The 24591-nt window shown below is 43.5% G+C and carries 22 protein-coding genes; 17 read left to right on the top strand and 5 right to left on the bottom strand.

Annotated features, from left to right (window positions below; all coding sequences use genetic code 11):
* Positions 1–37: 37 nt before the first annotated feature.
* The 3 genes from V3C97_RS04550 to V3C97_RS04540 form a co-directional block, all read right to left on the bottom strand.
* Positions 38–1021 carry a diacylglycerol/lipid kinase family protein gene (locus V3C97_RS04550; RefSeq protein WP_338433863.1) on the bottom strand — a complete coding sequence of 328 codons (984 nt, stop codon included), beginning with the start codon at positions 1019–1021 and terminating at the stop codon, positions 38–40.
* A 325-nt stretch (positions 1022–1346) separates the two neighbouring features.
* Positions 1347–3023 carry a ribonuclease J1 gene (gene rnjA / locus V3C97_RS04545; protein ID WP_009551846.1) on the bottom strand — a complete coding sequence of 559 codons (1677 nt, stop codon included), beginning with the start codon at positions 3021–3023 and terminating at the stop codon, positions 1347–1349.
* Positions 3020–3241 (bottom strand): DNA-directed RNA polymerase subunit epsilon, encoded by a 222-nt coding sequence (locus V3C97_RS04540; RefSeq protein ID WP_338433862.1) that lies wholly within the window; start codon positions 3239–3241, stop codon positions 3020–3022. Before V3C97_RS04540 ends, rnjA begins: the two co-directional genes overlap by 4 nt.
* 793 nt (positions 3242–4034) lie before the next feature.
* On the opposite strand from V3C97_RS04540, the gene tet(W) reads away from it, so the two are divergent.
* On the top strand, positions 4035–5954 hold the full coding sequence (gene tet(W) / locus V3C97_RS04535) for a tetracycline resistance ribosomal protection protein Tet(W) (RefSeq protein ID WP_338433861.1): 1920 nt from the start codon (positions 4035–4037) through the stop codon (positions 5952–5954).
* Between the two features lie 215 nt (positions 5955–6169).
* A complete protein-coding gene (locus V3C97_RS04530; protein WP_027826802.1) occupies positions 6170–6658 on the top strand; it encodes a hypothetical protein in 489 nt (162 codons plus the stop codon).
* 67 nt (positions 6659–6725) lie between these two features.
* Here the strand turns inward: V3C97_RS04530 and def are convergent, their stop codons facing one another.
* Entirely contained in the window at positions 6726–7280 is a 555-nt protein-coding gene (gene def, locus V3C97_RS04525) for a peptide deformylase (protein WP_009551840.1), read from the bottom strand.
* A gap of 320 nt (positions 7281–7600) precedes the next feature.
* Here def and V3C97_RS04520 point away from each other — a divergent pair, with 320 nt between their 5' ends.
* The 13 genes from V3C97_RS04520 (at position 7601) to holA (ending at position 22679) form a co-directional block, all read left to right on the top strand.
* The gene (locus V3C97_RS04520) at positions 7601–7891 is read left to right on the top strand and encodes a UPF0223 family protein (RefSeq protein ID WP_009551838.1); all 291 of its coding nucleotides are present in this window, start codon (positions 7601–7603) and stop codon (positions 7889–7891) included.
* 2 nt (positions 7892–7893) lie between these two features.
* Positions 7894–8661 carry an inositol monophosphatase family protein gene (locus tag V3C97_RS04515; protein ID WP_027826801.1) on the top strand — a complete coding sequence of 256 codons (768 nt, stop codon included), beginning with the start codon at positions 7894–7896 and terminating at the stop codon, positions 8659–8661.
* 118 nt (positions 8662–8779) lie between these two features.
* On the top strand, positions 8780–10627 hold the full coding sequence (gene typA / locus V3C97_RS04510; RefSeq protein WP_009551834.1) for a translational GTPase TypA: 1848 nt from the start codon (positions 8780–8782) through the stop codon (positions 10625–10627).
* 352 nt (positions 10628–10979) lie between these two features.
* A complete protein-coding gene (locus tag V3C97_RS04505) occupies positions 10980–12188 on the top strand; it encodes an FtsW/RodA/SpoVE family cell cycle protein (protein ID WP_338433860.1) in 1209 nt (402 codons plus the stop codon).
* Between the two features lie 24 nt (positions 12189–12212).
* On the top strand, positions 12213–15644 hold the full coding sequence (locus V3C97_RS04500; protein ID WP_338434545.1) for a pyruvate carboxylase: 3432 nt from the start codon (positions 12213–12215) through the stop codon (positions 15642–15644).
* A 71-nt stretch (positions 15645–15715) separates the two neighbouring features.
* Positions 15716–16024 (top strand): YlbG family protein, encoded by a 309-nt coding sequence (locus V3C97_RS04495; RefSeq protein WP_009551828.1) that lies wholly within the window; start codon positions 15716–15718, stop codon positions 16022–16024.
* Complete coding sequence (gene rsmD / locus V3C97_RS04490; protein ID WP_283146802.1) at positions 16021–16581, top strand: 16S rRNA (guanine(966)-N(2))-methyltransferase RsmD; 561 nt, start codon at positions 16021–16023, stop codon at positions 16579–16581. The genes V3C97_RS04495 and rsmD overlap by 4 nt, the downstream gene beginning before the upstream one ends.
* A 1-nt stretch (position 16582) precedes the next feature.
* Entirely contained in the window at positions 16583–17068 is a 486-nt protein-coding gene (gene coaD, locus V3C97_RS04485; protein WP_338433859.1) for a pantetheine-phosphate adenylyltransferase, read from the top strand.
* Positions 17055–18077 (top strand): SepM family pheromone-processing serine protease, encoded by a 1023-nt coding sequence (locus tag V3C97_RS04480; RefSeq protein ID WP_338433858.1) that lies wholly within the window; start codon positions 17055–17057, stop codon positions 18075–18077. The genes coaD and V3C97_RS04480 overlap by 14 nt, the downstream gene beginning before the upstream one ends.
* Positions 18078–18145: 68 nt before the next feature.
* Positions 18146–18844, top strand: coding sequence for a helix-hairpin-helix domain-containing protein (locus V3C97_RS04475; RefSeq protein WP_338433857.1), 699 nt, complete (start codon positions 18146–18148; stop codon positions 18842–18844).
* Positions 18845–18893: 49 nt separating this feature from the next.
* Entirely contained in the window at positions 18894–19367 is a 474-nt protein-coding gene (locus tag V3C97_RS04470) for a ComE operon protein 2 (RefSeq protein ID WP_009551819.1), read from the top strand.
* 3 nt (positions 19368–19370) lie between these two features.
* Positions 19371–21611 (top strand): DNA internalization-related competence protein ComEC/Rec2, encoded by a 2241-nt coding sequence (locus tag V3C97_RS04465; protein WP_338433856.1) that lies wholly within the window; start codon positions 19371–19373, stop codon positions 21609–21611.
* Positions 21612–21626: 15 nt separating this feature from the next.
* The gene (gene holA, locus V3C97_RS04460) at positions 21627–22679 is read left to right on the top strand and encodes a DNA polymerase III subunit delta (RefSeq protein WP_338433855.1); all 1053 of its coding nucleotides are present in this window, start codon (positions 21627–21629) and stop codon (positions 22677–22679) included.
* A gap of 53 nt (positions 22680–22732) precedes the next feature.
* On the opposite strand, the gene rpsT is transcribed toward holA, so the two are convergent.
* The gene (gene rpsT / locus V3C97_RS04455; RefSeq protein WP_009551813.1) at positions 22733–22993 is read right to left on the bottom strand and encodes a 30S ribosomal protein S20; all 261 of its coding nucleotides are present in this window, start codon (positions 22991–22993) and stop codon (positions 22733–22735) included.
* 275 nt (positions 22994–23268) lie between these two features.
* On the opposite strand from rpsT, the gene rpsO reads away from it, so the two are divergent.
* Both rpsO and dapA read left to right on the top strand, forming a co-directional pair.
* Positions 23269–23538 carry a 30S ribosomal protein S15 gene (gene rpsO / locus V3C97_RS04450; protein WP_009551811.1) on the top strand — a complete coding sequence of 90 codons (270 nt, stop codon included), beginning with the start codon at positions 23269–23271 and terminating at the stop codon, positions 23536–23538.
* Positions 23539–23698: 160 nt separating this feature from the next.
* Positions 23699–24571, top strand: coding sequence for a 4-hydroxy-tetrahydrodipicolinate synthase (dapA, locus tag V3C97_RS04445; RefSeq protein WP_027826792.1), 873 nt, complete (start codon positions 23699–23701; stop codon positions 24569–24571).
* Positions 24572–24591: the final 20 nt, after the last annotated feature.

Here is a 24591-nt window from a genome sequence, read left to right as displayed (position 1 = left end):
TTGGTCTTTATTCACTAACACGCGCAATTTAGATGCATTATTTTTCTTCTCGTTCTTTAACCGGAATACTGCTAGGGTTGATCCAGAAAGGATAACGGACAGATTTGAAGAGAACGTCAAAATATTTATTTCCTTTTTCTTCACCATCAACCTGGTTAAACTCAAGCGAATTGACGCTGACATGAATAGCATCTTTTTTATAGTAGTGAACAGAAGGCAGTTTCAACTGTTTGCGGAAATAGATCATGATTCCTAATAAGATGAAATTGAAAATGTTCATGTTCTCGAAAATAATCAGGTCTAACTGGTGGTCACTGGCATTTGCTTGGGGAGTTAACTGGAGATTGCGCCCATTATAAAATGGGTGATTAGCAATGTTTACCAAGTAGGCGTGCTTATAAAAATCATATTGGTTATCTACTCGAACCCGAACGTTGAAAGGCTCCTGGTTGGTATGCGCTTCAAAAATATTGATGAGGTAGGGAATAAATCCCAAATGGAGTTTTTGAAGTAACCGGTGTTTCTTCATTTGGTTTTGGAGACTGACGATGTAAGCGTCGATTCCAATCCCAAAGTCATTCAAGAAATAGCCCGTTTCCCCGTGAAGGGTATCACTGTATGAACCGATATCATAATAAGTTGGTTCGGTAGCATTGAGGACTTGCTCCAGCGCCTTTTGTGGTGAAGCAGCGATCCCGATCCCAGCAGCAAAGCTGTTGTTATTGCCGGAAGGAATGAAAGCAACAGGGACATCTTGTTTACCACTGGCTTTGATACCATTGATAGTATCGTTCAAGGTGCCATCACCGCCAACTACGAGGATGACATAGTTCTCCAAGGCTAGGGACGGAGTAGTAGCGACAAAATCGTGCGCTAATTGATAGGCATCACCAGGCTGCGTTGTAAAATTTTTGTCATACTGAATGTTTTTGTGCTGCAGCACTTCTTCAGTCATGCTCCAATTCTGGGCGGCGATCCCATTATTAGCATGTTTATTAATAATAACAAAGAATTTGCGCATGAAAAGTGAAACCTCCTAAAACTCACCGTAAATTAAATACTGTTCAATTATACTCAGGAAAAATCAGTTAGTCCATATCGTCCCGGGTATTTTCCCTAAAGAATTTCGATAATTATCCTTTTATATTTAATAGTAGCTTGCAAAGCAGAAGGACGTCAAGGAAGGGAAGGAATGGTTTTGACTATAAAATAGGAATAGTGACTAAGATTGAAGAAATTTACCAGTACCTAACTAAATAAATCTGGTTACGTATTTGAGCCAATAAAAAACGCCCCATTCACTCCCCGTAAGGAGAGAAGATGGAGCGCCTTTACATATATTGAAATTATACAGTAATCAGCATTGGCAAAATCATTGGGTGGCGTTCTGTTTGGTCAAACAGGAACGATTGTAAGTCAGCAATGATATTTTCTCTGATCTTAGCTTCAGTTACCTTGTCACCTTTGAGTGACCGGGTAATCGACCGGAAGAGTTGCTTCCGGGCTTGGTTGATCAGTTCACCAGATTCACGCATATAGATGAAGCCTCGTGACAATAAGTCTGGACCAGCTAAAATGCGGCGTTTCTTCATGTCGATGGTTGCAACAACTACCACCAAACCTTCTTCGGATAAGATCCGCCGGTCCTTGAGGACGATGTTACCGATATCACCAACACCTGAGCCATCAACATAGACATCATCGGCATTGAAATGACCAGCATAGCGGGCACTATCCTTAGTGAGGGCGAGGACATCACCGTTTTTCAGGATGAAGGAGTTTTCCTCAGGGACCCCACATTGTTCAGCCAATTCGGTATGGATCTTGAGCATCCGGTATTCACCGTGGATTGGCATGAAGTATTTAGGTTTGATCAACCGTAACATTAACCGTTGTTCTTCTTGACCACCGTGACCAGAAGCGTGGATGTTGTTGATCCGCCCATGGATAACATTAGCCCCGGCTTCTTCTAGTTCATTGATTACCTTGTTAACACTTAAAGTATTACCAGGAATAGGAAGACTAGAGAAGACGACCGTATCTCCGGGGTGAATGGAAACTTGCCGGTGAGTACCGTTGGCAATCCGACTAAGGGCGGCCATTGGTTCACCTTGGGACCCCGTACATAAAATCATCACCTTATTGGCAGGGAGGCTATTGAGTTCCTTGGCAGAAATCAAAGCTTTATCAGGAATGTCCAAGTAACCTAAACGGCGCCCGTTTTCGATGGCGGCTTCCATGCTCCGACCAAAGACGGCAATCTTGCGTCCCTTGCCTAGGGCAGCAGAAACAGCTTGTTGGACCCGGGAGATATTAGAAGCGAATGTTGCAAAAATAATTCTTCCGTCAACTTTTTCAAAAATTCGGTGGATTGACTTACCCACCCATTGTTCTGACTTAGTGAAGTTAGGTACTTCAGCATTGGTACTGTCAGAGAGGAGACACAAAACACCTTCTTCACCTAAGCGCGCCATCTTTTGGAAGTTTGGTGCTTGGTGGGTGATCGGTGTCAGGTCGAACTTGAAGTCCCCTGTTTCAACAATCGTCCCAGAAGGAGTCTTAACAGCTACCCCTAAGGTATCGGGGATTGAGTGTGTTGTTCTGAAGAAAGAAACACTCGTTTTGCGGAACTTCAAAACAGTATCTTCATCAATTTCGTGTAATTTAGTTGATCTGAGCAATCCATGTTCTTCTAATTTGCTCTTGATAAGAGCTAATGCAAGCGGACCAGCATAAATAGGAACGTTAACTTGTTGAAGGAGGTAGGGAATACCACCAATGTGGTCTTCGTGCCCGTGGGTGATAACCAGCGCCTTGATCTTGTCACGGTTAGCCACTAAATATTGGTAATCAGGAATGACATAGTCGATCCCAAGCAGGTCATCTTCAGGGAACTTGATCCCAGCATCAATCAGGATGATTTCATCTTGGAACTGAACACCATAGGTATTCTTCCCGATTTCACCTAACCCCCCAACAGCAAACACGGCGGTTTCGTTATTCTTAACCTTTAACTTCTTCATTCCGCATTAAACTCCGTAACTTTGAAGTCAGGACTTTCTTGTTCATAAGCAAGTGCCTTTTCATCGAGCTGTTCGATGTATTCAATATTGTAGGTTGTGTTTTCTTCCACTAAACGCCGTGCACTAACTTCAGAATCGGCATCCAAATATAACGACCGGGTGTTTTCCCGCCGTGGGTTAATTTTCATGGATGGTTGATAATAAACTTTAAAAATCATAGTTGTTTAAATCTCCTTTTTTATTTAAGATTGCGATAAATCGCGCATATCCGAACATAGATTGCTTTCGCATTAGTTAATGCAATTCTATCATAGTAGTGCTGATAGTGCTAGTACCACCCCGTGCAACAATGCTCATGTACGGTAAAGAAGCAAGCAACCGAAAACAATAGATAGACCGCCAGCACTACACTATTCCGAACCAAAGACCAAAAGATAAGCATTTTGAGAAAATCTAAACTTTTGGATTTTCCTACAATGCCGACTACGGCGGAATCCCTCCCACTCCTTATATATTTCTTTCTGTATACATTGAATTTGTATTTAGTAAAATGCAGACAACACCACGGATCGGCTTTTGGCTGGACAATTCCAACCAAACACCGCAGCAGACAGTAGAAACCATTCTGAACGTTAGGAAGCCGGTATGATTGTTACATATAAGGGGAAGAAAAATTTCTTTTAGATACTTGTTTTCCTAAAACTGATGTGATATAATAATTCAATTCCAGAAAAGGAGTAAAAAATATGCGGCAAGGTATTATTAAATAAAACTATAATCAAATAGTGGGAACAAAGGATTATGATAGTCCCTTTTGTAGGGGCTTAGTTTTTTGTACCCAATTTAAGAATACTTTTGCCTTATCAATTTTGACATATCCCCATATACAGCACTCACAAACAGGTGTATGCTGTATATGTGTATGTCCGCAAATTATCATCCCCAGTGGTAAAAGTATTTTACTGCTGGGGATTTTTATGCCCTTCGGGGCAGTAAAGGGAGGACAATCACATGAAAATAATCAATATTGGAATTCTTGCCCATGTAGACGCTGGAAAGACGACCTTGACGGAGAGCCTGCTATATGCCAGCGGAGCCATTTCAGAACCGGGGAGCATCGAAAAAGGGACAACGAGGACGGACACCATGTTTTTGGAGCGGCAGCGTGGGATTACCATTCAAGCGGCAGTCACTTCCTTCCAGTGGCACAGATGTAAAGTCAACATTGTGGATACGCCCGGCCACATGGATTTTTTGGCGGAGGTGTACCGCTCTTTGGCTGTTTTAGATGGGGCCATCTTGGTGATCTCCGCTAAAGATGGCGTGCAGGCCCAGACCCGTATTCTGTTCCATGCCCTGCGGAAAATGAACATTCCCACCGTTATCTTTATCAACAAGATCGACCAGGCTGGCGTTGATTTGCAGAGCGTGGTTCAGTCTGTTCAGGATAAGCTCTCCGCCGATATTATCATCAAGCAGACGGTGTCGCTGTCCCCGGAAATAGTCCTGGAGGAAAATACCGACATAGAAGCATGGGATGCGGTCATCGAAAATAACGATAAATTATTGGAAAAGTATATCGCAGGAGAACCAATCAGCCGGGAAAAACTTGTGCGGGAGGAACAGCGGCGGGTTCAAGACGCCTCCCTGTTCCCGGTCTATTATGGCAGCGCCAAAAAGGGCCTTGGCATTCAACCGTTGATGGATGCGGTGACAGGGCTGTTCCAACCGATTGGGGAACAGGGGAGCGCCGCCCTATGCGGCAGCGTTTTCAAGGTGGAGTATACAGATTGCGGCCAGCGGCGTGTCTATCTACGGCTATACAGCGGAACGCTGCGCCTGCGGGATACGGTGGCCCTGGCCGGGAGAGAAAAGCTGAAAATCACAGAGATGCGTATTCCATCCAAAGGGGAAATTGTTCGGACAGACACCGCTTATCCGGGTGAAATTGTTATCCTTCCCAGCGACAGCGTGAGGTTAAACGATGTATTAGGGGACCCAACCCGGCTCCCTCGTAAAAGGTGGCGTGAGGACCCCCTCCCCATGCTGCGGACGTCGATTGCGCCGAAAACGGCAGCGCAAAGAGAACGGCTGCTGGACGCTCTTACGCAACTTGCGGATACTGACCCGCTTTTGCGCTACGAGGTGGATTCCATCACCCATGAGATCATTCTTTCTTTTTTGGGCCGGGTGCAGTTGGAGGTTGTTTCCGCTTTGCTGTCGGAAAAATACAAGCTTGAAACAGTGGTAAAGGAACCCACCGTCATTTATATGGAGCGGCCGCTCAAAGCAGCCAGCCACACCATCCATATCGAGGTGCCGCCCAACCCGTTTTGGGCATCCATCGGACTGTCTGTTACACCACTCCCGCTTGGCTCCGGTGTACAATACGAGAGCCGGGTTTCGCTGGGATACTTGAACCAGAGTTTTCAAAACGCTGTCAGGGATGGTATCCGTTACGGGCTGGAGCAGGGCTTGTTCGGCTGGAACGTAACGGACTGTAAGATTTGCTTTGAATACGGGCTTTATTACAGTCCGGTCAGCACGCCGGCGGACTTCCGCTCATTGGCCCCGATTGTATTGGAACAGGCATTGAAGGAATCAGGGACGCAACTGCTGGAACCTTATCTCTCCTTCACCCTCTATGCGCCCCGGGAATATCTTTCCAGGGCTTATCATGATGCACCGAAATACTGTGCCACCATCGAAACGGTCCAGGTAAAAAAGGATGAAGTTGTCTTTACTGGCGAGATTCCCGCCCGCTGTATACAGGCATACCGTACTGATCTGGCCTTTTACACCAACGGGCAGAGCGTATGCCTTACAGAACTGAAAGGGTATCAGGCCGCTGTCGGCAAGCCAGTCATCCAGCCCCGCCGTCCAAACAGCCGCCTGGACAAGGTGCGCTATATGTTTCAGAAGATAATGTAACGTCTTGCGCAATGCAAGCGTTCATTTTTGTCGGCAAGATAGACTTGCCGGAAGCCTAACGCCTGACCTATCCGACACAGCCCTAAGTGCCGGATAGGAACGGCAAAATTTTTTACACTTCTATTACTTCTTTATCGCACATTAGCAAAGTTGCCAGGGATGAAGTAGCCAGGTGAAGATACCTAGTCTATAATTAAATTGAAAGGGTGAAAGCAATGAAAGTAATATTGGTAGTTGCAGTGCTTATGCTGGTCGTTTTGCTGATTCTTTTGCAAAAACGCCGGCGGGTTAAGGCGCTAAAAGTCTTACAGAGTGCGAGTCTTAAACAAGTCAATCAAGCCCTAAGTACGTGTTTGCCCCAGGTGCAAACGGAAAATTTTGATGGCAAAAAGTACCATATAGATAATAATGCGGAACTTTTGGCCGATGTTTGGGGCAAGGGGGTCATGGCCTTTGAGTATTCTTTGCCCGGAGTTCAACTCAGTGTGCAGGATTTACCAGCTATCCGCCAGGCATTGGGAGCGTTGTTGACCCAGTACGCCCACGACCAACGAATAGTTGGCTACCAGGAGGAACCGCCCTTTGTAGTTTCTGATATTTGGGTGTTAGCTGATGTTTTACATCTGGATATCTCATACGTAGTTAACCGTGCAACCAGTGAATATCTACATGATATTGCCGCTCCGGAGCATGAAAATAATTAAAGATCACGCACAGATACTAAAAGTCCGCAACGATCATTGGGTCGTTACGGACTTTTTTGGTGCAATATTAGCCGAGAATAACAGCATCATCGGGAGCAGCAAATGGATCTTTCTTGTTAATGTGGTCATAGAAGAGAATGCCGTTCAAGTGATCAATCTCGTGTTGGCATACGATGGCTGGATAGTCACGGAGACGTTCAACGTGTTCATTACCCTCTAAGTCGAACCAGCGTAATTTGATTCTTTGGTGCCGCAAAACATAGCCAGGAATATCCCGGTCAACTGACAGGCAACCTTCACCTTCAGCCAAACCCGCTAAGCGAACGGATTCAGAGATGATAGTCGGGTTGACCAAAACATGTTTGAAGATGATTTCATCGTCTGGTCCGGGAATGAGGACTGCTGTCATCCGCTTGGAAACATTAACCTGCGGAGCGGCGAGACCAACCCCAGCGCGTAAACGGTATTTCTTAGCAATTTCAGGATCTTGGCTATTTTCAAGGAATTCCATCATTTGGTGGGCTAATTCCTTTTCTTCATCACTTAACGGGAAAGTAAGTTCTTGAGCCCGTGCCCGTAAAGTGGGATTACCATCACGAATAATATCATGCATTGTAATCAAGGTTATCTTCCTCCTTAATTGGTATCTAACTTATCATATCACATTTAATGATGGCTGACGTGTGTTTTGCGTGTTCACTTGTGGCTGGAATGCAGAAAAAGACCCCAGTTAAAAAGTTTCATGCCAAACACGGGATAATTATACTGGGGTGGTAACCGCGAGGGGAGGTAAACTATTTCGAATAATTCTTTCCTATTATCTATGGCAAGTAATAATGCTGTTAAAACGATGACCCAAGTAGCAGGCTAATGCTTGTTAAAAAATATGAAATAGTCCATAATTTGAGTAAGAACTTTAGCAGTATCAGAGGAGAAACGGCAATGAAAGAGAATTACGCATACCCGTTATTCGATGATTGGACTACGGACGAAATTATCATCATGGTTGATTTTTTTGCGACAGTGGAAAAAGTTTACACAACTGGAATTAAACCGTCAGAATTTGCCCGCCATTTAGACGCATACCGCCAGGTGGAACCATCCAAGATGCGACAAAAACAACTCGATCGTCAATTCCAAGCTGCCAGTGGGTTAAGCATTTATCAGGCAGTCAAAGCCTACGAAGAACAGCAAAATAATAAACTCGTAAGAATCGCTTCGGGGAGGATGTAATTATGGTAGAAGCGTTACAGATCAAACAACAGGTGCGGCAGTGGATGGACACAGCTCGGCAAATGATGCTGGACGGCTTAAATGAAGGAATCGATGTCACCACCAAGACAGGTCCCCATGACTTAGTAACCAACATTGACCGCCAGGTTGAGCAGTATTATATTACCCAAATCAAGCAAGCTTATCCTGAGGCTCACTTTTTTGGTGAAGAAAGCATCCATAATTATACCCAAGAAGGAATGATGTGGATCATTGATCCGGTAGATGGAACGATGAATTTTGTTAAGCAACAGGATAACTTTGCCAGTATGGTAGCTGTCTATCAGGATGGCAATCCAGTGGTCGGATTTATTTTGGATGTAGTCAATAATGACCTTTATTGGGGTGGGCCAGAAGTGGGTGCTTATCGCAATGAGCAGCCATTATTGCCCCCGGCGGATCTGAGCCTTGAGCAGGGACTGTTGGGAGTTGGTAGTCGGATGATCCTATCGAACAATTATCATTCCCAAGAACTCGGTCAAAGAGCATTCGGCATTCGGGTTAACGGTAGTGCCGGAATGGAATTTATCAGTGTTTTAACAGGCAAAACCACGGGTTACTTGTCCTACCTCCATCCGTGGGATTTCGCCGCGGGGAGAATTATTGCTGAAAGTCTGGGATTAACTGTGAAAAAAATTGACGGTAGCGCGCTAGATATGCTATCATCAACAACTGTATTAGTAGCAACTAAGCGCACTGCAGCTGAAGTAATTCGTGTTGCTAATTCATAGGTAGCCAAACGGCTGTGACGGATGTCACAGTTTTTTTATAGCAGTGAGTTATTGAAAAATGCTTTCCAGCGCTTACATTATTTAATATGAAAATTTACACCGAAGGGAAGAGAAAAAGTTGAAATTACGGGAAGACATTCGTAATGTTGCAATCATCGCTCACGTTGACCACGGTAAAACTACTTTGGTTAACGAAATGTTGAAGCAATCAGATACTTTGGATGAACATACTGAAATCGCTGATCGGGCGATGGACTCCAACGCAATTGAAAAGGAACGGGGTATCACTATCCTGTCCAAGAATACAGCCGTTAAGTATAAAGGTAAGCAAATTAACATCCTTGATACACCAGGGCACGCTGACTTCGGGGGCGAAGTAGAACGGATCATGAAGATGGTTGATGGCGTTCTCTTGATTGTCGACGCTTTTGAAGGAACGATGCCACAAACACGTTTCGTGTTGATGAAGGCGTTAGAACAACACTTGACACCAATCGTAGTTATCAACAAGGTTGACCGTGAAGGTGCTCGTCCAGAAGAAGTGGTAGACGAAGTGTTAGACCTCTTTATCGAATTAGGGGCTGATGAAGATCAATTAGACTTCCCAGTGATTTATGCATCTGCTGTTAACGGGACTAGTTCTTTAGATTCTGACTTAGCTACCCAAGAACATACTATGGATCCAATCTTTGATACCATTCTGGATACAATCCCGGCACCAGTGGACAACTCAGATGAACCATTACAATTCCAAGTTGCAATGCTGGACTACAATGACTTCGTTGGTCGGATTGGGATCGGACGTGTTTTCCGGGGTAAGATCAAGGTCGGAGACCAAGTTACTGTTATGAAGTTAGATGGTTCCCAAAAGAACTTCCGGGTTACTAAGTTGTTTGGTTTCTTTGGTTTGAAGCGGTTAGAAATCAAAGAAGCTAAAGCAGGTGACTTGATTGCTGTTTCTGGTATGGAAGATATCAACGTTGGGGAAACTATCACACCAGTTGATCACCCAGAAGCTTTGCCTATTTTGCGGATCGACCCACCTACTTTGCAAATGACTTTCATGCAAAGTGACTCACCATTTGTTGGTCAAGACGGTGAACACGTAACTGCACGGAAGTTGGAAGACCGTTTGAAACGGCAATTGCACACTGACGTTTCATTGCGGGTTGAAGATACTGATTCTCCAGATGCATGGATTGTATCCGGTCGTGGGGAACTTCACTTGTCAATCTTGATTGAAACATTACGGCGTGAAGGCTTTGAATTATCTGTTTCTCGGCCAAAAGTTATTTACCGTGATATTGATGGTCAATTATCTGAACCATTTGAAAATGTTGTGATTGATACACCAGATGAATATTCTGGTTCAATCATTGACTCCTTGGCTCAACGTAAGGGTGAAATGACCAACATGGAACCAAACGGTAACGGGACTACCCGGTTAACCTTCTCAGTTCCAACTCGTGGTTTGATTGGTTACGATTCACACTTCCTTTCCATGACACGGGGTTACGGTATTTTGAACCACACTTTCTCAGAATACAAGCCAGTTATCAAGAACTGGAACCCAGGACGGCGGAACGGTGCTTTGGTTTCAATCAACCAAGGCAAGGCCACTACTTATGCAATCATGGGGATTGAAGGCCGGGGAACAATCTTTACTGATCCCGGAACTGATGTTTACGAAGGAATGATCGTTGGTCAATCTTCTCGTGAACGTGATATTTCCGTTAACATTACTAAAGGTAAGAACTTGACTAACGTTCGGGCAGCTGCCAAGGACGAAACAGCCAAGATCAAGAAGCCAACTCATCTGACTTTAGAAGAATCAATGGAATTCTTGAACGAAGATGAATTGTTGGAAGTAACACCAAATCACTTGCGGCTACGGAAGCGGATCCTCAACACGAGTGAACGTGAAAAGGCTGCTAAGCGGGCAATGAAGGCTGCTAACAACGACTAATTGAAATACAATTGCAAATATTCCTCATCCATTTTGGATGGGGATTTTTTTATTGTCGTGAATTTTTAAAAAAGAAACGTTATTTTAAAAAGTAATCGCACCAAGAATTCATTTTGGTCATGGGACACAGGGGATATAGTAAAATATGTGCCTAATTAAGCAAAAGCCTGATTTTAAAGCTGGGGAAACCAATGCGCCAATTTTTCTATATGTCGTGGGGAGGAGGAAAACTAAAGCGAGGAGAGAATTTTAATTTTATTTGAGAGTTTTTTATTATAACTAGCAGTTCTTGTCTTGCCAAACCGTAAACGATATAATTTATTCAAGCATATTTTAAATAGAAGTAAGAAAAATGATAAAAAACATACGACAAAAAATTAAGTATCTAGATTTATATTTATTTATTCCCTACGTTATTCTCTGTATGATCGGGGTAGTAATGGTTTATTCGGCCAGTTCAATTAATTTATCCTATACCGATATGGCAGCGAACAGTTACTTGAACAAGCAACTGGTATTTGCATTTTTAGGAATTTTTTGCACTTTAGTAGCAACGCATATTAATCCCTCGATGTTAGTTAGCAATAAATTGATGGGGATTGGTTATGGTGTGGTCCTTCTTGGACTGGTTTGGGCACGGATGTCTGGCGCAGTTAACGGGGCTGCTGGTTGGATTAATATGGGGCCGATTAGCATTCAGCCTTCGGAATTTTGCAAACTTTTTCTAAGCTTGTATTGTGCTCGCTTGCTAGCCCAAAGGGAACAACGAATTTATCTCCGACTACCGGACCCGGCTCCTGTTTGGGGAAAATTGACTGCCGAGCATATCAGATATATTGCGATAGCAGGGTTGTTATTGTTGATCTTGATCGAACCGGACTTAGGAGGGTTCATGATCAACAGTTGCATTGTTTTAATTCTATGGTTGGCGAGCCGGCGTGATTACCGGTGGTCAGTTAAAGTGTTAGGGGGCTTAGCCCTGGGAGTGATTTTACTCTCACAGTTAATGCGCTTTTTCAATCCATTTTCTGGTAGACTAGAGTATATGTATCGGCGATTTACAGCATATTTCAATCCGTTCCAGTATTCAAATGCTGAAGGGAAGCAGTTGGTTAACTCATACTATGCGATTAGCAACGGTGGGTTTATCGGTCGCGGGTTGGGTAATAGTATTCAAAAACGTGGTTACCTACCTGAACCATATACTGATTTTATTCTCTCAGTAATAGCCGAAGAAATCGGTTTTATTGGGACCTTAGTTGTACTGAGCCTGTTAGCATGGATCATTTGCCGGATTATTTTGATCGGGATTCGCTCCAAAAATACATATAATAGCTTGGTTTGTTACGGAATTGGAACATTTATGATGGCCGAAGCGTTGTTTAATATTGGTGGTGTAAGTGGTTTGATTCCAATCACGGGGGTTACCTTGCCGTTTGTTTCCTACGGGGGGTCAAGTATGATTGTTTTATCGCTATCTTTAGGGATAGTGATGAATATCTCTGCTAACCAGCGGCGCAACCGTGAAATTGATTTGATTTCTGCTACTAAAGACATTTAGGGAGATGAAACGATTACTATGGAAATTAAGAAGGTTTTAATTGCTAACCGTGGCGAAATTGCCATTCGGATTATTCGTGCATGTCATGAATTGGGAATTGCAACCGTTGCAGTGTATGCACACGAAGATGAATATGGGGTTCACCGTTTTAAAGCGGATGAAGCCTATGAGATCGGTCAGGGTAAGAAACCAATTGAGGCTTATCTGGATATGGACGCTATCATTGAAGTGGCTAAAAAAACACATGTTGATGCGATCCACCCCGGCTATGGTTTCTTATCTGAAAATGAAGAATTTGCCCAAAAATGTCACGACAACGGAATTATCTTTATTGGGCCTAAAGTTGAACATTTGGAAATCTTTGGGGATAAGATCAAGGCTAAGCAAGTAGCCGAACAAGCTGGTCTGAAAACCATCCCTGGGACGAAAGATCCGATCGCAACGGTGGCCGAAGCCAAGGAATTTGGGGCTACCCATGGCTATCCGATCATGCTTAAAGCTGCGATGGGTGGCGGTGGCCGTGGGATGCGGATCGTCCACAATGAAGCTGAGCTCCAAGAAGCCTATGATCGCTCACAAAGTGAAGCCCAACAATCATTTGGGGAAAGTGACATGTATGTTGAAAAATACTTGGAACACCCTAAGCATATTGAAGTGCAGATTCTAGCTGACCAACATGGTCATGTCTTGCACCTCTTTGAACGTGATTGTTCTATTCAACGACGGAACCAAAAAGTAATCGAATTTGCTCCTAGTTTGTCACTGACCCCAGAACGGCGGGCAGAAATCTGCCAGGCGGCCGTGCATTTGATGGAATCAGTCCACTATCAAAATGCGGGGACGGTTGAATTCTTAGTAACCAATGATGATTTTTACTTCATCGAAGTTAACCCCCGGGTACAGGTAGAACACACTGTCAGTGAAATGATTACTGAAATTGATATTGTGCAAGCCCAAATCAAGATTGCGGCCGGGCAAGACTTATTTGCTGATATTGGTTTACCTAGCCAAGCTGATCTCCAGTATCGGGGTTATGCTATTCAATGCCGGGTAACCACTGAAGACCCAGAAAATAACTTTATGCCTGATACTGGTAAGCTTGAAACTTATCGGTCTCCTGGTGGTAATGGCGTCCGCTTAGATGGGGGAAATGTCTATGCAGGAGCTGTGATCTCACCATTCTTTGATTCCCTGCTGGTTAAGGCATGTGTGCAGGGACGGACATTTGCTGAAACAGCGGCGAAGATGCTCCGGGTATTGGATGAATTTAACATCACGGGGGTCAAGACTAATATTGATTTCATGAAACGGGTTATTGCCCACCCAGTCTTTTTAGCTGGTCAAGGCTACACCACTTTTATTGACGAAACACCCGAATTATTTGAAAATAATCACCGGCCTAACCATGACATCCAATTATTACGTTACATCGGGGATGTTACTGTCAATGGTTTCCCCGGTGTTACCCGGCATGAAAAAGTCTTTGTTCCAGACGTTCACTTGGAAGATGGGCCTGCTGCTCAACCAGCCCACTTGGTTACTCCTAAGGACTTATTAACTCAGTCAGGGGCGACAGCAGTGATGGACTGGGTCAAGCAACAATCACGGGTATTATTGACAGATACAACGATGCGAGATGCGCACCAAAGTTTGTTTGCGACCCGGATGCGGACTAAAGACATGTTGCCGGTAATTGAACAGTACGAAAAGCTGATGCCGAATGTCTTTTCAGCTGAAGTTTGGGGCGGAGCAACCTTCGATGTGGCGTACCGCTTCTTAAATGAAGATCCATGGGAACGGCTCAAGAAGATGAGAAAAGCGATGCCTCATACATTGCTCCAAATGTTAACACGGGGGTCCAATGCCGTTGGCTATCAAAACTATCCTGACAATGCCATCAAAGAATTCTTACATAAGAGTGCTGCTAATGGTATTGACGTCTTTAGAATTTTTGACAGTTTAAACTGGGTTGCCCAAATGGAAAAGAGTATTCAATTTGTGCGTGATACCGGGAAAATTGCCGAAGGGACCATGTGTTACACAGGGGATATTTTGAATCCAGATGAAAATAAGTACACCCTTGACTACTACCTGCACTTAGCGCAACAGTTAGTTGACGCTGGGGCTAACATGATCGGGATCAAAGATATGGCCGGACTCCTAAAGCCTAAGGCTGCTTACGAATTGATCGGTGAGCTCAAGAGTCGGTTGGATGTACCAGTTCACCTCCACACCCATGATACGACAGGTAATGGTGTGGCAACTTATGTTCAAGCTACTCGGGCTGGGGTTGACATCGTTGATGTGGCAGCTAGTGCTTTAGCGGGGACTACTAGTCAGCCAAGTATGACGAGTTTCTATTACTCCCTTGCAGATGATGACCGGCAACCACAGTTAGATATCGAGCAAGCAGAACGGATGAACCGCTACTGGGCTGGGGTCAAGCCATTCTATAAGGACTTTATGAATGGGATCACTGCACCACAGACGGACATTTATCAAACTGAAATGCCTGGTGGACAGTATTCCAACTTGCAACAACAGGCTAAAGCCTTGGGGATCAAAGACTTTGAACAGGTCAAGGAAGCATATCGAACAGTTAACCAAATGTTAGGTGATATTGTTAAAGTTACGCCAAGTTCTAAAGTTGTTGGTGACTTTGCCATCTTCATGATCCAAAACAACCTGACTCCTGAGATGATTCTCAGTGGCGAACGCAACTTGGACTTCCCTGACTCAGTGGTTGCCTTCTTTGAAGGTGACTTAGGGCAACCAGTTGGAGGCTTCCCAAAGAAGTTGCAAGAAATCGTCCTGCAGGGTCGGCCTGCGATCACGGTGCGGCCAGGGAGTTTGGCTAAACCAGTTGATTTTGCGGAAGTAAATGCCGAGTTGAAAACTAAGTTAGGGCGCACACCGAGTGAAGAAGAAGTTATCAGCTACATCCTATATCCAAAAGTATTTATGGATTACCGTAACAATATTGAACGCTTTGGGGAAATGGCAGCTTTGGATACGACTACCTTCTATCAAGGGATGCGTCCCGGCGAAACTGTGCACATTAACTATGGTCCAGGGAAGACTTCGATTGTTAAATTAAATTCCATTTCTAAACCAGATGAAAAGGGCGATCGGACATTATTCTATTCCTTGAACGGGCAAACCATCCAAATTACAATTCATGATAAGGATAGCCATAGCGCAGTAGTCACAATTCCTAAGGCTGAACCAACTAATCCTAACCATATCGGGGCAACTTTGAGTGGGTCAGTATTACAAGTGTTAGTTGAAACAGGACAGACGGTCGCTAAGGGTGAATCACTTATTGTAACTGAAGCAATGAAGATGGAAACAACAATTAAAGCACCGTTTACCGGAATTATTAAGCACATTTACGTGAAAAACGGTGATGTGTTACAGCCACAAGATCTCTTGATTGAGATGGAACCAAGCAAGTAAAAAAATTGATTAACAGAGCTACGTCAATGTTGCTCTGTTTTTTGGATATAAGTAGAGAGAGGGGGAGTAGTGTGGCCGACTTTGAGATGAAAAAGCGCCAAAGTGTGAGTGTCTTTATTAGCCATCTTCGTCAGAGTAAACAACTGCGTCGCTTTGGAGATATCATATATGTTTCGCGGCGGATGAAGTATGTGGTGATTTACATGGATCAGGATCAAGTTACTAGCAATGTACAACGGCTCAAGCAACTTGGCTTTGTGAAAAAAGTAGTCGTTTCACCGCGGAATCAAATTAATATGAATTTTGATGAAACGCTGAGTAAATATCGACTGACAGAAGAAGACCAAGAAAAAATTAAGGATCAGAGTGAAGAGAAATGAGAATTATTTCAGGTGAATACCGTGGTCGCCGGCTCAAGGCGGTGCCGGGGATGAAGACGCGTCCCACAACTGACAAAGTGAAAGAAGCAATGTTCAATATTATTGGCCCATATTTTGCGGGTGGTGTGGCATTGGACTTGTTTGCAGGTAGTGGTGGGCTGAGTATTGAAGGAGTTTCTCGGGGGATGACTGCCGCCTACCAAGTCGACCGGCAATATCAGGCAATAAAAGTAATCAAGGATAACAACGCGGTCACAAAGAATCCCGATAAATTTAAAGTCCTGAAAATGGATGCGTGGCGGGCACTAGAATATTTTGTAAAAAAAGGGATTACGTTTGATTATGTATTCCTAGATCCGCCGTATAAAAAACAGCAGATTATTGCGATGCTAGACGAAATGGTAACTAAAAAACTATTAAATCCAGGTGCGGTTATCGTGTGTGAAACAGATCTTGAGGCTGATTTGCCCCAAGATTTGCCACAATTTGCGGGCTTACGGCAAGCAAAGTATGGTATTACTTTAGTGACCGTTTATCAGTACAAAGGGGCTGAATAGTATGACCAATGTAGCAATTCCTGGAAGTTTCGATCCCATTACTCAAGGACATTTGAATATTATTCAACGTTGTGCCAACTTGTTTGACCAGGTGCATGTTTTGGTAATGACCAACACTAGTAAAAAAAGTCTGTTTACCCTGGACGAACGGGTAGACTTGGTTGCTGGTGAAGTGGCGCCACTAAAGAATGTCACGGTTCATGGTTTTGCTGACCAGTTGACAGTTAATGCTTTGCACCAGTTGGATATCCAGCTGATGGTTCGGGGGATCCGCAGTGCTAGCGATGCAGAATTTGAGCGTCAAATTGCGGGGTTGAACCACCAACTTGATCCGCAGATTGAAACTTTGTTTATGCCTGCTGAGCCAGAGTTCAGTGTTATTGCGTCAAGTATGGTAAAAGAAATCGTTCACTTCGGGGGCGATGCTTCGGGGATGCTTTCTTCCCGAGTATTACAGGCGGTGAGAGCAAAATATGCGCAAAAATAATAAGAAGAAAATATTTGGTGGCATTTTAGCTGCAATAGTCATATTGCTATTTATGTTATTGCCGTTGCCATATTATATTGAATCACCTGGTGGTGCTGAAAACATCAGTCACTTCATCAAAGTGGATGGGCATCGTTTGAAAAAGCGGGGGCAATACCAATTAGTGTATGTCCAAATGCAACGGGCAACCCCATTTACGTATGTAATACACTTTTTTAAGCCCCATACGGATGTTTTGTCTGCTAGTGAAGTTATGGGAACAGACACCAATTACCAAGAATATTCCCGAATTCAAAAGTACTATATGGATAGTGCCGTTGCCAACGCCAAGTATGTTGCACTGCAAAAGAGTCACTATCCAGCGCGTTTGGTATATCAAGGAATTTATGTTATGCAAGTACAAAAGAATTCTTCGTTTAAAGGGCGCCTAGCTGTGGGTGACGTGGTTGAGAAGGTTGACGGGAAGCAATATACCACAGCGGCTGGTTACCAAAAAGCTGTCAACCGGGGCCGCCATGGACGAAAGTTAACACTAACGGTGTTGCACCAAGGAAAAGAAAAACAACTGACCGGACACACGGTTAAATTAGGCGACAGTAAACGGTACGGAATCGGGATCATTATGAGTGACCGTCTAAAAGTTAAGACGCCGGTCAAAATTACCGCTAATATGGAAGCGATTGGTGGACCTTCTGCGGGTTTGATGATGACCCTGCAGATGTACGAACAGCTAGGTAAACACAATCTGTTGCAGGGAAGAAAGGTTGGCGGAACCGGAACCATTGCGCCGGATGGTAGCGTGGGTGAAATCGGTGGCGTTGACAAAAAGGTTGTTTCCTGTGCTCGTTCTGGTTGTCAAATTTTCTTTGCACCCCAAGAGCATTATCCTGGCGAAGAATCCAACTATGAGGTGGCCCAAAAAACAGCTAAAGAGATTCATACTAAGATGAAAATAGTGCCAGTTAAATCAGTAGATGATGCGATTGCTTACTTGAAAAAAACTGCATAATTTTCCTGAAAGTCTGCTAGTATTAGCAGGCTTTTTTCGTATTTAGTTTATTAGGAAGGAGGAAAAATATGCAGTGGCAATATGTAACAGAATGGATTAAGGAGCACAAGCAGCAGTTCTTGCTTTATGGAGGGATTGTTTTTTTATTAGTTACTATCGGTATCATTTTTAGTTGGCGGTGGGGGACATTTAGCCACAAAGCACCAGTTACGCCCCGGGTGGCCTCTTTGTCGACTAGAGTTGCTACATCAACATTGCCAGAAGCCAAGCGTTCTTCCCCAACTAAAGAAGTAGCGCTTTATGTTGACATCAAAGGTGCAATTAAACATCCCGGTGTATATAAGATAGCTAGCAATGAACGGGTTAGCACGGTTATTCAACGAGCGGGAGGATTATTGGAACAAGCGGATATTCAGCGAGTTAACTTAGCCCAGAAATTAGCTGATCAGGCAGTGATTTATATTCCCCGGGTTGGTGAGGAAACAGTGGGCGAGTGCGTAACTTTTATTGAACAACCATCCGCGACAACAACGACAGCACCGACGTCAGGCGCTACTAGTACATCCACTGCGGAAGGAAAAGTTAATTTGAATACAGCCAGCAAGGATGACCTAACTAAATTAACGGGAATTGGTCCGAAAAAAGCTGAACAAATTCTGGCATACCGGCAAGAGCACGGAGCATTCAAAAGCATTGATGAGATCAAACAGGTCTCAGGCATAGGAGAAAAAACCTTTACAAGTATTAAGGATCAACTGACGATATAAGAATGACAATGTTATACTTTATACAAATGAATCTGAGGTGAAGTTAGCGATGAAAAAGGATAAGCGGATTCCATGGAATCAATATTTTATGTTACAAGCAATTCTATTATCGATGCGGAGCACCTGCGAACGCTTGTCAGTCGGGGCGATCATTGTACGGGACAACCGAATTATTGCTGGTGGGTATAACGGGGCTGTTTCAGGTGACGACCACTGTATCGATGTTGGTTGCTACATTCGGGATGGTCACTGTATGCGGACAATTCATGCTGAAATGAATGCGGTCCTCCAATGTGCAAAGTTTGGTATTCCCACAGCAGATGCCGAGATCTATGTGACTGATTTTCCATGCTTGCAGTGTACCAAGTCCTTACTGCAGGCAGGAATCAAGAAGATCCATTATTTGCGCAACTACAACAACGATGAGTATGCAATCCGACTGCTGGAACGGAAACACGTTGCCGTTGAACAAGTGTCAGTTGATCCAAGCTACTTGAATAGCGTTATTAAGGATAAGTTTTAGATATTGCGTCAACAGCTAGTATTTTATCTAGCTCTTGCTACGGTTTGTCTTAGCCTACTGGTAACTAGTAGCCACAAGCTATTATTTGCCTTAGTATGGGTGCTATTAACACTACGGATCATTTGGGCCCAACAAAAGTCCTGGCTAATAGTGTGGCTCATCTGGAATATAACTGCTACTGCATGGTTAAATTGGCGGAGCCACGACCTGAACTTGCCCCCAGGTAATGTCACTCAGGCTCAGCTTCAAGTTTATGCTGATGATGTCGAAGTTGACGGTGATCGGGTCGCATTGGTCGGGACTTTAGTGGGGCAAAAAAAGCTACCTAAGGTTCGGGTCCAAGCTTACTACTATTGTCACGATCAGCGTGAGCAAGCCTTTTATTGTCAAAATAAGCACAACCTGGTATTGACTATTGCTGGGCAAGTGCGCCCAGTTAGCGGGCCTACCAATGAAAACCAGTTTGATTACCGCCATTATCTAGCTAGCAAAAGACTGGCGGGGGTTTTGACTATTAAGCAAATTCGGCGAGTTGCTGTTGCCCGTGGGACGCCAGTAGGGATGGTGCATCATTGGCGCCAGCAATGGCGGTTATATCTGGAAAAACTACCGTATTACTTGAAATGGTACAGTAAGGCGTTGCTTTTGGGAATAAACGAGACAGCTGAGCCCCTCTATACAGATATTCAGCGTTTGGGTTTGATATATCTTTTTTGCTTGTCAGGCATGCACGTTTTTTACTTGGTTACCCTCGTTCAAAAGTGTGGTCAGTATCTTCATATTAGTCGGGAAACGAGCAACTGGATATTACTAGGGATCTTGCCAGTTTTTTTAATTATAGCAGGCCAGAGTCCTAGTTTGATACGGGCTGTTTTAATGGTCGAATTAACGATCTTTTTGCGAGATATTTTACATTATCCTGTGCATAGCTTGACCATATGGGCAGTAGTGCTATCAGGTAACCTATTGTGGAGTCCGTTTCAGGTGCAGATGCTGGGATTTGAGTTAAGTTATTTGTTGACGATGGTCTTGTTATTGAGTCAAGAAATATCAAGTTTACGGCTAGGTGTCCGGCTAAATCTGGTTAGTTTTCCGCTCTTGGTGTGGCATACTTTTCAGTGGAATTGGCTCACCATTCCCTTATCACTAGTGGTCATGCCCGTGTTTCAGGTACTTATTTTACCTAGTACAATTGCTGGTAGCATTTGGCCTGGCGAATTTAACGGGTGTGAGGAGATTTTGAAAGGCATATCTGCCGTATGGGAAAGCATGGCTAAGTGGCCAACTACGATTACATATGGGAAACCTGCCTTAATTACTGTTATTGGTATGATAAGTATGCTCCTCTATCATCAGGTAGCAGTCCGCAAAAAGATAGTAAAGATACTGTTAATGAGCATGCTGTTGCTTAATTATGGGATCATTCATTTTCCTTTAAGTGATGAAGTAGTATATTTTGATATTGGACAAGGAGATGCGACTCTGTTGCGTCAGCGTTTTAATCGGCAAGTAGTTCTGATCGATACTGGTGGACAGGTGTCGTTTAACCGTGAACAGTGGCGCCAACGTGCGTCAGGAAGGACGAATGGGGAAACGATAATTGTAAACTATCTGTTGAGTCAGGGAATTGACCATCTGGATGGATTATTATTGACACACCAAGATACAGACCATACAGGGAATATGCCAAGTATAATGCGGCGTATTACTGTTCGAGAAATTTATGTCCCATGGGGGATGGAACATAATCAACACTTTTGTAATAAGATCCAAGAACCTACTACTATTCACCCAGTGGTTGCAGGGAGCAAACTTCCATTTCGGGGCATGACGGTGTTACATCCGGCTCAAGAAGGAATGGGGAAAAACGAAGATTCAATGGTTCTAGTATATAATTGGCAACAACGTTGGTTCTTTTTCTCTGGTGATTTAGACCAGGTAGGAGAAAAAGTGATCCTGCATCAGAATCCTGATCTTAAAGTCGACTACCTTAAACTGGGTCACCATGGGAGTAAAACGGCGACTAGTGATGAGTTATTATGCCAAGTTGAGCCACAATTAGCAATAATATCAGCCGGAAGGAATAATCGTTACCATCATCCCAGTGAAGAAACAGTTACCAAACTCAACGAAAGAAAAATCCCATTTATGAATACTGCAGAGGTCGGGATGATCAAAATTAAAAAAGGCTGGCATGAGGAGATTATGACGTTTTCCCCCAATGAGCAGGCTGAATGCAAGTAAAGAATAGGTGATGAGATGGCAATTAACAAAGGAACTATTACGATTAACAAGTTATTTGAACAACTAAAACATGGAGAAGTAGCACCTGTTTACGTGGTGTTGGGGGAGGAAAGTTATTTTCTCAACCCGATTAAAGAGGCGTTCATGGGATTAATCGCTAGTGAGCAAGCTAGTTTTAATATTGGCCAATACGATATGAAAACTACCCCCTTGGCCCAAGCAACTGACGATGCTATGTCAATTCCATTTTTTGGTGAGCGCCGGTTGGTAATAATCAAGAATCCGGTATTTTTAACAGGCGAAAAGACTAAAGGTAAGATTGAACATGATACAGCTAGTTTTGCTGATTATCTCCAAAAACCACTTTCTTCAACCGTTTTGGTGATCTTTGCGCCATACAAAAAGCTCGATGAACGCAAGAAAATTGTTAAGCAACTCAAGAAGAGTGCAGTCATTGTTGACAACAGTGTAATGAACGAATTTGCAGTGCGCAATTACTTTGCTAACAAAGTGACTGAGGCAGGATTAACGATTGATCGGGCAGCATTAGACCTAATTTTAGAGCGAACAGATGCGAGTTTGCAGTTAATGATGAATGAGTTGCCCAAGCTCAAAGTAGCAGTTGGCGAACAAAAAAAGATAACAGAAAAAATCATTGATGCAGTAGTGACCCAGACATTGGAGCAGAATATTTTTCGCTTAGTTGATATTGTTCTCGCTAAAAATGTTCCAGCTGCCCTCCGCGTATATCATGATTTATTGACGCAAAAGATTGAACCCCTGAGTATCAATTCGATCTTGATTAGTCAGTTCCGCTTATTGTTGCAGACGCAAATTTTACGGAAGCATGGGTATGCGCAGGGAAATATTGCCGCCGTCCTCAAAACCCACCCATACCGGGTAAAGCTAGCTATGCAAAAGGCTAACCACTTTTCACGGCAAGATTTGAAAGAAGCATACTTGGGGTTGGCTGAAATTGAAGAGAAACTAAAATCCAGCCGTCAGGATCCTGAATTAATGTTCCAATTGTTCATGTTAGAATTTAGCAGACGAAAAAATGTCAGCTAAAAAAAGCGAGTAGGAATTATCCTACTCGCTTTTCTTAAAAGGTAATTATTCAATTACTTGTTAGCATTTAAACGTGCAGCTAAACGTGCTTTATCACGGGAAGCCTTGTTAGCCTTGATTAAGCCCTTAGCTTGTGCCTTATCGATGGCAGCAACTGCTTTGTTAAACAAAGCTTCAACGTTATCAGAACCAGCTGTCACAGCCTTTTCAAAAGTCTTAACAGCAGTCCGCATTGCGCTCATTTGGCTTGCGTTCTTAGAACGAGCTTGTTCGTTAGTCTTAACGCGCTTGATTGCAGATTTGATGATTGGCATGAAATTCACCTCCGCCTACTTATATGATTCCGTATCGGTCATCATTAATTTTTAACATTAACCATTATACAAGAGCACTATCAACAATGCAATAAAAAAATCATTAACTGTCAAGATTATTTCCTTGACAGAACTCTTCAAAGAGGTAGTTGCATTTTGTGGTGACTTCTAGTATATTAAGTGATGTTGTAAAACGACCTCTTACTTAGTACACCCGCTTCACCGGCGGTCAACTCGGTTTGAGGTGACTTTAAAATGAAAGGTGGAAATAGACAATGGCTATTTCAAAAGAAGAAAAGAACAGAATTATTGCTGAATACGCAACTCACGAAGGCGACACTGGTTCCGCCCAAGTACAAATCGCAGTTTTAACTGCTGATATTAACGAATTAAACGAACACATCAAGCAACACAAGAAGGACTTCGCTTCTCAACGTGGTTTGATGAAGAAGATTGGTCACCGTCGTAACCTTTTGGCTTACTTACGGAACAATGACTTGCAAGCATATCGTGAATTGATCAAGCGTTTAGGCTTACGTCGTTAATATTTTTTTCCAGCAAGGTGTTATCGCCTTGCTGTTTTTTTATGCAATAAACTTTTACCAAGTGAATGTGTGCTATAATATATACTCAAGATAGGATTTACGGTTTGACAGCAAAGGAAGCTTGATTTGCTGTTTCTTTTAATGAAGAGAGGTAACAGAAATGAATTTTGATAACGCAAGAATTATTACTGCGATGGTTACTCCATTCAATCAAGCAGGCCACATTGATCGTGACTTGCTAGCTAACTTGATTAACCATTTATTAGACCATGGTTCTGAAGCTTTATTATTGTTGGGGACGACTGGTGAAGCACCAACATTGACCCATGATGAAAAGATTCAGCTGGTTCAGTGGGCCACAGAAATCATTGCTGGGCGAGTACCATTGATTGTGGGAACAGGTTCTAACAATACGGCACAGACAATTGCCTTTACCAACGAAGTGGGGCAGATTGCTGGGGTTGACGCAGCCTTAGTGGTGGTTCCGTACTACAATAAGCCTGACCAAGCAGGAATGATTGCTCACTTTACTACTGTGGCAGACAACGTTAATTTGCCGATCTTTATGTACAACATTCCTGGGAGAACTGGGGTTCAAATGAATTTAGCAACGGCAGTCCAGTTAGCTCAACATGAAAACATCATTGGGATCAAGGATTGCCTAGGGAACGAAAACTTGGCCCAATTGGCTGAATTAACACCAGATGACTTCTATGTTTACAGTGGTGAAGATGCTGATGCTTTAGATGCACGGATGTTTGGAGCACAAGGGATCATCTCCGTTGCCAGTCATATTTATGGTGATCAAATGAAAGAAATGTATGATGCGTTTGATGCTCATGATACAGCTAAAGCAGCTGCTATTATGCGGCGGTTAATGCCAGCAATGGGAGCATTGTTCTCCCACCCATCACCAAGCCCAGCCAAGGCCGCTTTGAATCATCTCGACGTTGCCGTAGGTGGTTGCCGGCTTCCTATCCTGACGCTTAATGCGGAACAAGAACAAGAATTATTTAAGAAATTAAAAATCTAACTATAAAGTGAGGTAAGATA

Origin of the sequence: Ligilactobacillus saerimneri (assembly GCF_036689625.1) — a bacterium.
Taxonomy (GTDB): Bacteria; Bacillota; Bacilli; order Lactobacillales; family Lactobacillaceae; genus Ligilactobacillus; species Ligilactobacillus saerimneri.
This window is presented reverse-complemented; position numbering and strand designations above follow the sequence as displayed.